12 protein-coding genes are annotated in these 13,510 nt (G+C 55.1%); 7 read left to right on the top strand and 5 right to left on the bottom strand.

Annotated features, from left to right (window positions below):
• Positions 1-1,707: 1,707 nt before the first annotated feature.
• The gene (locus ABJI08_RS07535; protein ID WP_348401205.1) at positions 1,708-2,733 is read right to left on the bottom strand and encodes a LacI family DNA-binding transcriptional regulator; all 1,026 of its coding nucleotides are present in this window, start codon (positions 2,731-2,733) and stop codon (positions 1,708-1,710) included.
• 890 nt (positions 2,734-3,623) lie between these two features.
• Here ABJI08_RS07535 and ABJI08_RS07530 point away from each other — a divergent pair.
• On the top strand, positions 3,624-3,803 hold the full coding sequence (locus ABJI08_RS07530) for a hypothetical protein (RefSeq protein WP_348401204.1): 180 nt from the start codon (positions 3,624-3,626) through the stop codon (positions 3,801-3,803).
• Between the two features lie 151 nt (positions 3,804-3,954).
• Here ABJI08_RS07530 and ABJI08_RS07525 read toward each other — a convergent pair whose 3' ends face one another.
• The gene (locus ABJI08_RS07525) at positions 3,955-4,521 is read right to left on the bottom strand and encodes a UbiX family flavin prenyltransferase (RefSeq protein ID WP_348401203.1); all 567 of its coding nucleotides are present in this window, start codon (positions 4,519-4,521) and stop codon (positions 3,955-3,957) included.
• The gene (locus ABJI08_RS07520) at positions 4,518-6,068 is read right to left on the bottom strand and encodes a UbiD family decarboxylase (RefSeq protein ID WP_348401202.1); all 1,551 of its coding nucleotides are present in this window, start codon (positions 6,066-6,068) and stop codon (positions 4,518-4,520) included. Before ABJI08_RS07520 ends, ABJI08_RS07525 begins: the two co-directional genes overlap by 4 nt.
• A 94-nt stretch (positions 6,069-6,162) precedes the next feature.
• On the opposite strand from ABJI08_RS07520, the gene ABJI08_RS07515 reads away from it, so the two are divergent.
• From ABJI08_RS07515 to ABJI08_RS07500, 4 genes are read left to right on the top strand one after another with little or no spacing between them, the layout of a single operon-like run.
• Complete coding sequence (locus ABJI08_RS07515) at positions 6,163-6,705, top strand: SCP2 sterol-binding domain-containing protein (protein WP_348401201.1); 543 nt, start codon at positions 6,163-6,165, stop codon at positions 6,703-6,705.
• Positions 6,705-7,682 carry a peptidase U32 family protein gene (locus ABJI08_RS07510; protein WP_348401321.1) on the top strand — a complete coding sequence of 326 codons (978 nt, stop codon included), beginning with the start codon at positions 6,705-6,707 and terminating at the stop codon, positions 7,680-7,682. The genes ABJI08_RS07515 and ABJI08_RS07510 overlap by 1 nt, the downstream gene beginning before the upstream one ends.
• Before the next feature lie 3 nt (positions 7,683-7,685).
• Positions 7,686-8,591, top strand: a complete 906-nt coding sequence (locus ABJI08_RS07505) for a U32 family peptidase (protein WP_348401200.1) — start codon at positions 7,686-7,688, stop codon at positions 8,589-8,591.
• Positions 8,592-8,603: 12 nt separating this feature from the next.
• Complete coding sequence (locus ABJI08_RS07500; RefSeq protein ID WP_348401199.1) at positions 8,604-9,116, top strand: DUF2478 domain-containing protein; 513 nt, start codon at positions 8,604-8,606, stop codon at positions 9,114-9,116.
• Between the two features lie 126 nt (positions 9,117-9,242).
• Here the strand turns inward: ABJI08_RS07500 and ugpC are convergent, their stop codons facing one another.
• Positions 9,243-10,301 (bottom strand): sn-glycerol-3-phosphate ABC transporter ATP-binding protein UgpC, encoded by a 1,059-nt coding sequence (gene ugpC, locus ABJI08_RS07495; protein WP_348401198.1) that lies wholly within the window; start codon positions 10,299-10,301, stop codon positions 9,243-9,245.
• Positions 10,298-11,092, bottom strand: a complete 795-nt coding sequence (locus ABJI08_RS07490) for an IclR family transcriptional regulator (protein WP_348401197.1) — start codon at positions 11,090-11,092, stop codon at positions 10,298-10,300. Before ABJI08_RS07490 ends, ugpC begins: the two co-directional genes overlap by 4 nt.
• A 142-nt stretch (positions 11,093-11,234) precedes the next feature.
• Between ABJI08_RS07490 and ABJI08_RS07485 the strand changes: the two genes are divergently transcribed.
• Positions 11,235-12,491 (top strand): ABC transporter substrate-binding protein, encoded by a 1,257-nt coding sequence (locus ABJI08_RS07485; RefSeq protein WP_348401196.1) that lies wholly within the window; start codon positions 11,235-11,237, stop codon positions 12,489-12,491.
• Positions 12,492-12,583: 92 nt separating this feature from the next.
• Positions 12,584-13,510 (top strand): sugar ABC transporter permease, encoded by a 927-nt coding sequence (locus ABJI08_RS07480; protein WP_348401195.1) that lies wholly within the window; start codon positions 12,584-12,586, stop codon positions 13,508-13,510.

Here is a 13,510-nt window from a genome sequence, read left to right as displayed (position 1 = left end):
AAAAAGTTGATGCCGGAAGAGGAATCGCTGTTCGAAACTGAGGAATTGGGGCGCGACTCACTCCAACACAAATCCTGATTTTTGTGAAAAATGCCCAAGTAGTCGTTCTTTGCGTTCGTGGAGTTGCCGGATATCGGGGGGGGGGCAATCTTCGACAGCACATGAGGCAGCGTAAAACATAGACAAGATGAGCAGGTGTAGCAATTTGCAAAAGCGACATGGGCACACGTTATATGCGCTTGTGTAGGCCAAAAGTTGACGGCGAGAAGCTCCCAAAGAGTGCCGCGGGAGTAAGCCTAATTGATCGGCATTCCGCGAGCGTTCGCCGGGATATCGTTCACATGGCATGGTTCGAGGATCGGATGAGCTTAAGCTGGGTCAATCAATGCTGTGCTTAAGAAGTTGAAGCTCCTCGGGTTTGGTCGGGTCCGCCCGGTTTGACAAAATGGGATTTGGGTTTTCGAAAAGTGGTCCTGAAAGGTTCTGCGAGCGTCCAAAAATTGCATTGTGTGGGTGTGGCAGACATGGCCGGTCTCTGAATGAAGGTCCGACTTCGGGAATCTGTTTCAGCGGATCGTCGGGGTGCAATGCTCACTTTGCACGTGCCCCAGAAAATGGACTATCCGCGCAACCTTAAAGGGCATGATGTATGCTTCAAGATTAAGGCGCGCATAGAGCTACCCGGCGCGAAAACCCGGCCAATCTGCAGTGCCGCCCGAATGACTGGCCATTTTTGCCTTTGATAGACAGTTAAGGTCGCCGGACGTGCAGCGAATACATCTTGAGCGGTAAGTGTTGCATGTAGCTTGCGTTGGGAATTGGTTTGAAGGGTGTGTGCATTGACCTTGCTTTTAGGAGATCGCCTCCGATCTGGTCGCGATGAACTAAGAGTAACACGTCGCAAGGAAGTCTGGTTGAAATCAGTTTTAGAGCAAGTTCTGGCGTGGCCTTTCGATTCCGGCAGCAAGAGTGACTGCGGGATAATCGGTTCGGATTGAGGACGAAATTGCGATTGGAGTGTGCAGGGATGGCAATAGATCCTGACAAGTTGCCTTGGAGTAGCGGATTGCCCGGAGAGCGAGCTTCAGATTGTTGCGGTCATGGATGCTCGCATGGAAAAAATTATTTTAAATGAATGTGTTATACACCTTCCAGAGAGATGCTCATGCGCTGTGCGCATCACGTGTCATGCATTGGTTTAATTGAATTGTCTTTTTCGGTGTGATGTCAAAACAGGGACCTAAAACAAGGCACCCAATGTCCGTGAGTGCTTGGGCAGCTGGTCGGTTCAAATGATCGCGAGGTGTCGGCGAGGCCTCGGAAATTGGCTTGAACAGTGGTCAACCTGGTTGGTGAGGGGCGATGCCCGTCCGACCTGTAACCGTTCACGGGAGCAACGAAGGCAATAGGAGTGGGTAATAATGATTTTGATAGGTCCCGGTGGAACCAAATCTCTGGCGGGTGGTTCCGGGCCTTGCCGTTTCACGTGCTTTGCTTTGGATTGCTGCTGGACGCCAAGTGCTGCTCAATAATTGTACAATTGGTCCAATGTCGAGAAGTGGAGTTTGCGAATGAGACTATTGATCTGACCAACTGATGGCGGGTCCAACTCCTACATCAAGAGCCAACGATATCGGCGATCTGCGGCTTTGGGTTGAATCGCAGGCGGTACCAAGGTCACCAATTCGAGCGCTTTAAGGATGGCAATTAACCGGTCTTGGTTTCCAATTGAGACACGGGAAATTCACGCAAAGTGCCGCGCTCCACAATGGAACATGGAAAAAGTCGCGCTTCCGGATAGCGATCCGGCTCGTCCAGCATCGCAACGACCAATTCAATCGACGAGTTCACAATCTGTTGGATGGGTTGCCTGATCGTGGTCAGGTCAATGTTTTCCCAGCGGGCCATTTCCATGTCGTTTAACCCGATGATGCCTATATCATCGGGCACGTTCAGACCGCTTTCTTCCACAGCAGATAGCGCGCCAATCGACAATACATCGTCGCCGCAAAAATAGGCCTGTGCCGGTCCTGAAGCAATCAGTTTGGACATTTCTTTTCGCCCGGCCTCAAAGGAATAAGCGGTGGCAAATGTATAAGAAACCTGGATGTCTGGGCGTGTTTCCATCTCGGATACAAACCCTCTGAGGCGGTCCTGCGTCGAGGTTGCATCTTGCGGGCCACCCATAAACGCGACGTTTTTGTATCCACGTGCGATCAACGTTCGCGCGGCCATGCGCCCACATTCCACGTTATCGATACCAACGACATGAACCTGCGGGTTTGAAGTGTGTCGCCCAAACGAATGCACAACCGGCACGCCCGCGTCTCGAAATGACTTGGAAAACCCTGGCGGCAAAGTTGAAGAGGCGACAACTACCCCGTCAACTGAGTACTGGCGTAACATGCGTACCGAATTGGCCGGGTCAGTTTCGTCTGTAAGGTTTACCAGCAACGGGCGTAAGCCGCGGTCTTGAAGTGCGCGCGTAAATAGGTCAAAGACTTCGAGAAAGATTGGGTTGTGAAAGTTGTTGGACACGAGTCCGATTAGTTTTGTACGCCCGGTTGTGAGTGAAGAAGCCAGTGCGTTTGGGCTGTAACCAAGATCACGCGCTGCCTTTTCGACCTTGCGTCTCATCTTGCCCGACACAGACGCGCCATCGGTGAAGGTTCGCGAAACAGCGGATCGCGAAACTCCCGCGCGTTCTGCAACCTCTTTCAATGTTACGGCCATGTCTAATTCGCTCCCAAATTCAACACCTGTTCATTTATCGGGAATTTCCAACCGCTGCAGCAAAAAAAATGTGCGTGATTTACTGCAACCGGTTGCAAAAAGGTTTTTCTTAATGATTTGAAATGCCTCGAAGAACTGGGTTCACAGCTCATTCACCATTTATAGTGAAATTTGGGAAGACACTATGAAATCTGGTCAAAAGAAACGTGCCTTAGCGTCTGTCGTTGCCAATTAGCCTGTGATCGTCGCTCCGGCGGCCTGTTCGAAAAGCGAGAAATGTACTCTGGTGAGTCATGCGCCTGACGGCGACAGATGGTGGAACACTTTCAAATAAGGTATCGCTCTTGCTGGTGAGCAAGCGAAGGTGGAAATTGACAACCCGAACCAACCTACCGACGTTTTGCCGAAAGGCGCGTAACATTGGCCAAGCAGCAGCGTCTGGCCCGAACGGTATCATCAACACTCTGACAATTTATGACGTGTTGAGCGGCCAAATGAGAATGCCGTGGCACCGGGTGTTGACGTGATCATCATGAACACGGGCCCTACCGAGCAAGCATGTGATTTTGGCGCGCATATGAAGGTCGTTTAGCCTGAATGAAATACGGGTGTTGTCACTGAATTGCTGGCAAAGGGTGGCGGTTTCATATCGCTCCTTTGAGTAGGCCATTCTATTCAGCAGCCTACACTGGCGCAGAGCTACCAAAGCTTCGCAGATGGCCTAGCAGCTGAACTTAGCGTCACGGTGCTGGATAGCGGCGCCGATCTATCGGAAGTCAAAAATCGGGTTCAGGCCTATTTGTCGATCAGGTCAGATATAGTCGCTGTTCTGACGCGGGTGCGATATATTCTGATCCAACGCTTTTTGACTCAAGACGAAATCGATTGGTTTGGCCGAAATTTATTTCGGCACCTTCGAACTGGGTGAAAAATTCTTCAAAGGCATCACGGCTTACGACCACCGGTACGGTGTGCTGTCCGGCAACAACATCAACTCTGGCCAGGATTTGCGGCGGCAGAAAGTCTGTCGCGGGTCGAGCAATTTCCTTGGTAAGACGACAATTATTTAGACCATGTCAATGGTGCACCAGCCTAGGTACGGTTGCATTGAATTCAAAGGCACGCAGTTGTAATCAGCAGACCGACGTGATGCGATCGCTTTGGGTATCGCTGGTGCGACCATCACGCATAACGTGCGTCACTCCATGGCGTTTTCTGCGCTCAGCCGTACCAGGCCTGTGATATCGGCGTTGCTATTCTGAGTTGGTCAATGGCCCGCGCCGCGATCTGATCAACGACATCTGAAATGCCAGATGGTTTGAGGTAAAACGCCGGGGCAGGGGGCATAACGGTGGCGCCCATTTCTGTCACAGCGATCATATTGCGAAGATGCGCCAGCGTCAGAGGCGTTTCGCGCGCCAGAAGGATCAGTTTGCGTCGTTCTTTGAGCTGCACACTGGCGGCGCGTGTCAGCAGATTGTCGTCTAGCCCGTGTGCAATGGTCGCCAGGGATCGCATGGAACACGGGGCAACGATCATCCCGGCAACCGGAACAGACCCGGATGCGATGCTGGCCCCGATATTGTTGATGTCATGTGACCGGATCGCCAACGCCTGTAACCATTGATAGGCGTCGGCGCCGCATTCCTGTGTGAGCGTGAGTCTTGCCGCGCGGCTGACCACAAGGTCGATTTCTGCACCGATACCGGCAAGCTGGCGCGCTGCAGACAGAGCCAGTGCAGCGCCAGACGCACCAGAGACCCCCAGAATCACGCGTGGACAGGTCATTTGTTCAATCCCGGCAGGTTTCGCGCGACAATATCCATCGCAAAGGCGATGTCATCCGGCGCGCTGTGCATGACTTTGCCCCAGTCCCTGTGTGTTTCGCTGTCGATCTTCGTGGTGGCGTCCAGCCCGATTTTCCCTGCAAGACCCGGTTCGGGGGACGCAAAATCCAGATAATCCATTGGGGTATTGTCTAGCAGCATGACATCCCGTCCCGGATCCATACGGGTCGCCAGCACCCATGCCACGTCATCCCAGTTACGCGGGTTGATGTCGTCATCAACGACAACAATCATCTTGGTATAGCTGAACTGAGGCAGCATACCCCAGAGAGCCATCATCACCCGCCGTGCCTGACCGGGGTAGCGTTTCCTGATGCTGATCACAGCCATACGGTACGAGCACGCGGCCGGGGGCAGCCAGATGTCGTGAATTTCCGGTATCTGATCTTGAATCGTGGGCAGCGCCAGCTTGTTGAAAACCTCTCCGATGATGGCGGGTTCGTCAGGCGGGCGACCGGTATAGGTTGACAGGTAAATCGGGTTCTCACGATGTGTGATCGCGGTGACATGCATCACGGGAAAGGGTTCGGCTTTGTTGTAATAGCCGGTGTGATCGCCAAAGGGTCCCTCTGGCGCGGTTTCTGTGGGGCTTACCCATCCTTCCAGAATGATCTCGGCATCTGCGGGCACTTGCATCGGAATGGATTTAGCCTGCACCAGCCGGGGTCGGGTCGCGTTCAGGGCCCCGGCAAAGGTCAGCTCAGAGACGTTTTCGGGCAAGGGCAAAGCGGCAGACAATAGCATGGTGGGGTCTGCACCCAGCACAACCGCCACCGGTGTTTTTTCGCCCGCTTTTGCCCAGTTTTGATGGTGTTTTGCCCCGCCGCGATGTGGCAGCCAGCGCATGATCAGCTTGGTCTTGTCCAATACCTGCATGCGGTAAACGCCCGCATTATAAGCACTGACGTCTGAGGCAGAGCTGTCATGGGGCCGGGTCAGCACAATTGGCCATGTGATCAAGGGGGCTGCATCGCCGGGCCAGTGGGTCTGAACAGGCAGCGATGTCAGATCGACATCACTGTCCAGCTGTGTGGCCTGTTGAACCGGGGCCTTTTTGACTAGCTTTGGGCGCGTCGCGAGCGCCGCCTTAAGCATGGGCCATTTTGAAAGGCCGTCACGCAATCCGCTGGGTGGGGTTGGTGATTTGAGCGCCGCGAGGAATTGGCCAAGGTCGTCAAGCTGATCTGGTTGCACGCCCAAGCCTGCAGCGACGCGGGACGTTGTGCCAAACAGGTTGGTGACAACCGGAATAGGCGATACGGCGCCATTTTTCAGAATCGGACGATTAAACCGCAAGACCGGTCCGCCCGCTTCCAGCACGACCCGGTGCACTGCGGTCATCTGATGAAGGACCGACACCTTGTCAGAAATCTCGCGCACTTCACCAGAGGCGTCCAAGTGATCAAGGAAGCTGCGCAGGCTGGGATATGGGGGCAGGGTACGTACGGTCTTTCTCCCGATGGCATCGGGGAAAGCGCCTAACAGCAATTTGGCAGACCAGAATTGACCATCGTCAATTCCCAAGCCGCAACAGAGGCGTAGGCAGAAACGCACATAATGTTCATCGACAAAGGAAATGTGAGTGTCCGACACTTCCCCGTTGATCCCAACAGTCCCAAAAGCCGCCGCGATGGCGCTTCGGGTGCTGCCGCTTGCGCCGATCTCTGTTTCACTGACAGCCTACAGTCGCCGCGTGGCCAAATCTCATCCCGGTTTGTTCCGACGTTTAGGAGAGTATGACCACACGCCGTTTGTGCTTGATCCGACTGACCTGCCAATTGTGGTTTGCCTGAACCCAAATGGCGGTAAACCGCGTGTCAGGGTGTCACGCGGACAGGGCGACGGGGCGGCACGTATTGCCGGACCGCTGGCGGCCTTGTTGGGGCTGGTGCATGGCGCGTTTGATGGTGATGCGCTGTTCTTTTCACGTGATCTGGTGATCGAAGGCGACACGGCTGCGGCGCTTGCGCTGCGCAATGCTGTGGATGACGCCGAACTTGACCTGTCAGAAGAGGTTGCGCAGCTTTCCGGGCCGTTTGCGGCGCCGTTGCGTTGGGCGATGAATTTTGCGGAACGGCGTACAGGTGTGTGCCTGACACGACCCGAGGAGGCCGGATTATGGTGATGGAAATCGTTTGCCCGGCTGGTACGCCGGCATCCTTGCGGGCCGCCGTTAAGGCCGGGGCGCACACGGTGTATTGCGGGTTCAACGATGAAACCAATGCGCGCAATTTCCCGGGGCTGAACTTTGACCGTACCGAAATGCGTGAGGGCATTCAGTTTGCCCACAAACATGGGTCCAGGGTGCTTTTGGCAATCAACACGTTTCCGCGTGCCGGGGATGAAGCAATCTGGCATCGCGCTATTTCGGACGCCGAAAGATGTGGTGCGGATGCGGTGATTCTGGCTGATATCGGCCTGCTGGATTATGCCGCCAGACACCATCCGGGCCTGCGCCGCCATCTGTCGGTTCAGGCGGCTGCAGCCAATGCTGACGTCATCAATTTTTATGCGGAAACATTTGATGTAAAGCGGGTTGTTTTGCCTCGTGTGCTTTCAGTGCCAGAAATCGCCGCCATCAATGCGGAAACCTCGGCGGAAACCGAAGTGTTTGTCTTTGGGGGTCTGTGCGTGATGGCTGAGGGGCGTTGTTCTTTGTCTTCTTATGCCACGGGCCTGTCCCCCAATATGAACGGGGTGTGTTCACCCGCGAGCCATGTTGCATACAGCGAGCAGAATGGCGTGCTGGATGCACAATTGGGGGGGTATACAATCCACCGTACCAAAAGCGGCGAGAGCGCGCCGTACCCCACGTTGTGCAAAGGGTGTTTTGGCGCAGGCGACAAGGCCGGATATCTGTTTGAAGATCCTGTCAGCCTGAACGCGGAACAACTGATACCGCAATTGCAAAAGGCTGGTGTCACGGCGCTCAAGATCGAGGGGCGGCAGCGGTCACGGTCTTATGTGGCGCAAGTTGTGCGTAATTTCCGCGCCGCCGTGGACGCGTTAGAGGCCGGACGGGATATGCCGTCGGGGATGCTGGCGCAATTGTCCGAGGGTCAGGCGATGACCACCGGCGCCTATAAGAAAACCTGGAGATAAGTCATGGAATTGACCGTTGGACCCAACCAGTTTTTCTGGTCTGCCGACCGCTGGAGCACCTCTTATGCAGAGCTGGTGCAATCCCCGGTGGACCGCGTGGTGCTTGGCGAAGTTGTGTGTTCAAAACGCCTGCCATTTTATCAGGACCGCATACCCGAAGCCGTGTCCATTTTGGCGGAGGCCGGAAAGCAAGTGGCGCTGAGCAGCCTTGCGCTTGTGACCTTGAAACGGGAACGCAAGCAGACCGCTGATCTGGCAGAAATGGGCGTAGAGGTTGAAATTAACGACCTGACCGCGCTGAGTTATCTGCCTGAAAATACGCCGTTTTTTGTAGGTCCGTTGGTGAATGTTTATAATGAGGGCACGCTTGGCTGGCTCGCGGCGCGCGGCGCGACCCGGGTGTGTTTACCGCCCGAGCTTCCGTTGGACTCTGTGACGACGCTGGCGCGGAGGGGCAACGAACTTGGGGTGGTGATTGAAGTCTGGGGGCATGGGCGTTTGCCGTTGGCGATTTCGGGGCGTTGTTATCATGCGCGGATGCATGGGCGGACCAAAGACAATTGCCAGTTTGCCTGCGAAGACGATGTTGATGGACTGGACGTGCGCACGATGGAGGACCAACCGTTTCTCGCCATGAACGGCGTGCAGACGTTGTCTGACAGCTATGCCTGCGCGGCTTATCAGGTCGAAGACTTGCGCAATGCCGGGGTTAAGGCACTGAGGCTTTCACCGCAGTCTCAAGGTTTTTCGCAGCTTTGCGCAATGTACCGTCAACTGCTGGACGGGCAGATTAAACCTGCCGATATTGCGACGTTCAGCAAGCAGGGTGACGCCCCTGTGCGCTTGTCTGACGGGTTCCTGACCGGGGCGCGCGGGGTTGACTGGTCCGGTGAAGATGCGGGTCAGTAAGGAGGGTAAATCATGAGAATTGGCTATGTTTCGTCGCAAATCCCGGGTGAAACGGATGCGCTTTTATCCGGGCTTGCCAACAGGTTAAAGAGCGATGGTCGTAATTTGGCAGGTATTGTCAAAGACACGACATTTGACAGCCGGTTTGAAAACGGATGCGACATGAAAGTGCGGGTTTTGCCTGCGGGGCCGAGCGTCAAGATCACGCAGGATCTTGGGGATGGATCGGGTGCGTGCCGGTTGGATCCGGGTGCGATTGCAACGTCCGTCGCGCGCGTGGAAGCCAGTGCTTTGGATCAGGCGGATCTGTTTATCCTGAACAAATTCGGCCCGGAAGAGGCCGCAGGGCGGGGGTTTTGCGATGTGATTGGGACGGCGTTGGAGCTGGGCGTGCCTGTGCTGGTTGGGGTTGGTCAGGGGCTTATCCCTGAGTTTGAAACCTTTGCGGCGGGGCTTGCAACGCGGGTCGCTGCCGAAGAAGCAGCGTTGTTTGAATGGTGCGCAAGCTCGGATATCGAGGCGTGAGAGATCGTTCGATTTTCGGGATCGGCAACGCGTCGGTATAACGTCGGTATTGCATCGGTTTGGTTTCGCCGGAATTCAAGAGCGACCAGCTGGCGCAAAAAAGGGGCCAGTGGCCCGTTAGTCGCGTCAGCGGATGCGCAGGCCTGTATCCGGGTCAAACAAAAGCGCCCGGTTTGGGGGGACGTTCAGGCCGACTTTCTCGCCCTCAATGCTGCGCGCGTCACCGCGTTCTTCGACAATCAGTTTTTCACCCTGCGCCGTCGACAGATAGCAATAGGATACGCCGCCCAATGCCTCGGTCAGTTCAATTGACAACTGCTCACCGCTCTTGTCGATTTCCAGATGTTCAGGGCGAATGCCCAGCGTGACCTTGGTGGCGCCGGCAGGGATGGGAATGTCGACAGTCAGGGGGGCTGACAAAGCAGGATGCACGAGCGCGCCGTCGACCACGTCGCATTCCAGAAAGTTCATGGATGGCGAGCCGATGAAACCTGCGACAAACCGATTGTCGGGATTGCGGTAAAGTTCCAGAGGCGCGCCGACCTGTTCGATACGGCCATCGCGCAGCACCACGATTTTGTCGGCCATCGTCATGGCTTCGACCTGATCATGGGTCACATAGATCATGGTTGCGCCAATTTCCTGATGCAGGCGGGCGATTTCCACGCGCATGTCGACGCGCAATTCTGCGTCGAGGTTGGACAGTGGTTCGTCAAAAAGGAACACCTCGGGGCCACGCACAATGGCGCGCCCGATGGCGACGCGTTGGCGTTGACCACCCGAAAGCGCCTTGGGTTTGCGTTTGAGATACTGGTCAAGCTTCAGAATGGCCGACGCTTTGCTGACTTTCTCGTTGATCTCTGCTTTGGGCACACCGTTCATGCGCAGGCCAAAGCCCATGTTTTCGGCCACGCTCATATGCGGGTAAAGCGCGTAGGTCTGAAACACCATCGCAACACCGCGCTTGGCCGGGTCAAGATGTGTGACGTCACGGGCCCCAATACTGATAACGCCTTCTGAGGTTTCTTCGAGCCCTGCGATCATTCGCAATAGGGTGGACTTGCCGCATCCCGAAGGGCCGACAAAAACGCAAAACTCCCCATCTTCGATATCAAGGTCGATACCGTGAATGACCTGAATTTCGCCGTAGCGCTTGACCGCACCCTGAAGAGTTACGCCTGTCATGATGCTGCCTTTTCGTTTGATTGGGATTCGGGGAATCGCCAGTTCTGGGCTTCTCGTCCGATTTGGGCGGCGGTCATTGTGACGTTGGGCGCCCATTCTGTGAGTTGGTCATAGTTTGTCCGGTTGGTGGGGCCGGTGATCGACAATGCACCCAGCATGCGCCCGTTTTCGGTCAGGATGGGCGCGGCAATGCAAATAATTCCGGGCTCGTGTTCTTCGCGGTCAAAGGCATAGCCGCGGTCCCGAATTGCGGACAGTTCGGCGCGCAAATCCGCTTCGCTGCACAAAGTCTGGTCGGTGAAACGATGAAAGCTTTGTTGCGAGATGGTGCGTGCTAACGCGTCTTCGGGCAGATAAGCCATCATCGCCTTGCCGACGCCTGTGCAATAGGCCGGGCCGACTTTGCCAGCTTGTGAGAACATTTCCACCGGTTCGTGTGCGTTGCGTTTGTCGACATAAAGCACCTGAGAGCTGTCGAGTTGGGCAAGGTGCACGGTTTCACCCAGTTGATGGGACAGTGTGTCGATATATGGGCGGGCAACGGGGGCCAGCGAGCTGTGGGTCCATGCGGAATGGGCCAGTCGCACGAGCCGCATTCCCAGAGAATAGGTTTGCCGTTCGGCGTCGTAAGATAGCATGCCCTGATTGGTCAGGGTTTGTAGGAATCGATAGAGCGTGGCCTTGGGGAAATTGCTGCTGTCGAGCAATTCGCCAAAGCGGACCGGGCGATTAAAGGCCGCAACCTGATCCAGCACTTCACATGCTTTTCCGACTGTTCCGTCTCCAGACATGTCTTGTCCGTACCCTCCCTTATTCCCGCCTCCCCGCAGGAATCTGTTGACAACTCTAGCCGATTCGATGTGTAGTTTTCAATATGTAAAACAAGGTTTCATTATTTGGAACTTTGAATGTGGGAGCTAAAGGGAGGAAACCATGCATTCCATAATGAAACGGACGGTGGCCGCATTTGCGGTTGCGGCGGCGTTTGCAGTTCCGGCAAAAGCCGACCTGAGTGGAGATCTGACGATTTTCCTGGATACATCGAACCCGGCGCCGCGTGCGACGATGGAAGCGATGATCGCGCGTTTTGGGGAAAAGCATCCCGGCCTGAACATCGAAACCACGGTGATCGACCGCGAGGCGTACAAAACCCAGATCCGCAACTTTCTGACCGCGAACGCGCCGGATGTTGCCACCTGGTATGCCGCCAATCGCATGCGCCCTTATGTCGAGGCGGGTTTGTTTGAGGATGTTTCCGACCTGTATGCCGAGCCGGAAATCGGAGCGGCGCTGGCGTCGACCAAGGGTGCGCTGACCATTGATGATAAGCAGTGGGGCGTTGCCTATACCTATTATCAGTGGGGTGTTTATTACCGCAAAGATATCTTTGACGAGCTGGGTTTGAGCGAGCCGAGCACATGGGGCGAAGAAAAGGCCAACTGTGCCAAGATCGTTGAGTCCGGCCGTGCCTGTTACACCATCGGCACCAAGTATCTGTGGACCGCTGGCGGTTGGTTTGACTATCTGAACATGCGTACCAACGGGTTTGACTTCCACATGGATCTGGCCGCGGGCAATGTCAGCTGGGAAGATGATCGCGTGAAAGCGACCTTTGGCAACTGGGCTGAGCTGATTGAAATGGGTGCGTTTATTGATAACCACCAGACCTATAGCTGGCAGGAAGCGTTGCCGTTCATGGTCAAGGGTGAGGCCGCCGCATATCTGATGGGTAACTTTGCTGTGGCACCGCTGCGCGAAGCGGGTTTGACGGATGATCAGCTGGATTTCTACCAGTTTGTAAAGATCAACCCGGATGTAGAATTGTCGGAAGATGCCCCGACGGATACGTTCCATATCCCGGCCAATGCCAAGAACAAAGAAGCGGCACGTGAGTTCCTGCGGTTTGCGACGTCGGCGGATGAGCAGACGATCATCAACAATGGCGCAAATCTGGGTCAGTTGCCTGTGAATGCGAGCTCTGGCGTGGATGATGATAAGTTCCTGAACCAGGGCTTTGAAATGCTGAGCACAAACAGCACCGGTGGTGTGGCCCAGTTCTGGGACCGCGATGCACCGGCTGAAATGGCCAAAGTATCGATGGAAGGTTTCCAGGAATTCATGGTCAAGCCCGGCAATGTCGACAAGATTTTGGCCAAGCTGGAACGCGCACGCGGCCGCATCTACAAGTGATGATTTTCGGGTGGGTCTGATCCCGCCCGGTATTCACCATCCTGAGAGGGCGGGTTTGTCCTGCCCTCTCGCCTCAGACGACGGGACGGGTCATGACGGTATCTTCTGACATTGCAAAAGACGAAAGCTGGTTTCGCCGCAATCAGCAAACTATTGCGCCCTGGCTGTTCCTGACGCCGGGCATTTTGTTCTTTGCGGTATATGTGATCGCCCCGGTGTTTCAGTCGTTTAACCTGTCGCTTTATGAATGGGACGGGTTGGGGCAGGCCGAATATGTGGGCCTGCGCAATTATGAAGATCTGTATTGGGAATTCTCTGATCGTGACGCGTTCTACATCGCGATGAAGAACAATGTGATTTGGTTGGCGATGTACTTGCTGGCGATTCCGGCGGGATTGTTCATTGCGTTGTTTCTGAACCAGACCGTGCGGGGCATCCGCATTTACAAGTCCTTGTTCTTTTTCCCTTTTGTCATTTCGCAAGTTGTGGTCGGTCTGGTCTTTTCGTGGTTTTACGATCCGACGTTTGGCTTGCTTAACAAGTTTCTGGGCATATTCGGCATGGGGCCGGTGAATGTTCTGGGGGATGAAAATCTGGTCACGTTTGGCATTATCTTTGCCGGATTGTGGCCGCAGACGGCCTATTGCATGATCCTGTATCTGACCGGATTGAACGCGGTTGACCCCGAGCAAATCGAAGCGGGCCGGCTGGACGGCGCCAAGGGCCGCAAAATGTTGTGGTTTATCATTTTGCCGCAATTGCGTCCGGCCACATTCATTGCATTCGTCGTGACAATCATTGGCGCGCTGCGGTCGTTTGATCTGATTTCGATCATGACCGAAGGCGGACCGTTCGGGACGTCCCGCGTGCTGGCCTATTACATGTTCGAAGTGGCGCTGTCGGAATATGGCTTCCGCATGGGCTATGGTGCGGCCATCGCGGTGGTGCTGTTCCTGATCATGATGTGTTTCATCGCCTACTTCCTGTGGTCGATGTATCGCGACGAAAAGGGGCACTGA

The organism is Shimia sp. (genome assembly GCF_039969785.1).
GTDB lineage: Bacteria > Pseudomonadota > Alphaproteobacteria > Rhodobacterales > Rhodobacteraceae > Shimia.
Note: the sequence above shows the minus strand (reverse complement) of the source record. Positions and strands in the feature narration are given on the sequence as shown.

What these genes read in the sequence shown, in the direction of transcription:
- ABJI08_RS07535 (WP_348401205.1), bottom strand. Translation starts at nt 2,733, where the DNA reads ATGGCCGTAACATTGAAAGAGGTTGCAGAACGCGCGGGAGTTTCGCGA.
- ABJI08_RS07525 (WP_348401203.1), bottom strand. Translation starts at nt 4,521, where the DNA reads ATGACCTGTCCACGCGTGATTCTGGGGGTCTCTGGTGCGTCTGGCGCT.
- ABJI08_RS07510 (WP_348401321.1), top strand. Translation starts at nt 6,705, where the DNA reads ATGGAAATCGTTTGCCCGGCTGGTACGCCGGCATCCTTGCGGGCCGCC.
- ABJI08_RS07505 (WP_348401200.1), top strand. Translation starts at nt 7,686, where the DNA reads ATGGAATTGACCGTTGGACCCAACCAGTTTTTCTGGTCTGCCGACCGC.
- ABJI08_RS07500 (WP_348401199.1), top strand. Translation starts at nt 8,604, where the DNA reads ATGAGAATTGGCTATGTTTCGTCGCAAATCCCGGGTGAAACGGATGCG.
- ugpC (WP_348401198.1), bottom strand. Translation starts at nt 10,301, where the DNA reads ATGACAGGCGTAACTCTTCAGGGTGCGGTCAAGCGCTACGGCGAAATT.
- ABJI08_RS07490 (WP_348401197.1), bottom strand. Translation starts at nt 11,092, where the DNA reads ATGTCTGGAGACGGAACAGTCGGAAAAGCATGTGAAGTGCTGGATCAG.
- ABJI08_RS07485 (WP_348401196.1), top strand. Translation starts at nt 11,235, where the DNA reads ATGCATTCCATAATGAAACGGACGGTGGCCGCATTTGCGGTTGCGGCG.
- ABJI08_RS07480 (WP_348401195.1), top strand. Translation starts at nt 12,584, where the DNA reads ATGACGGTATCTTCTGACATTGCAAAAGACGAAAGCTGGTTTCGCCGC.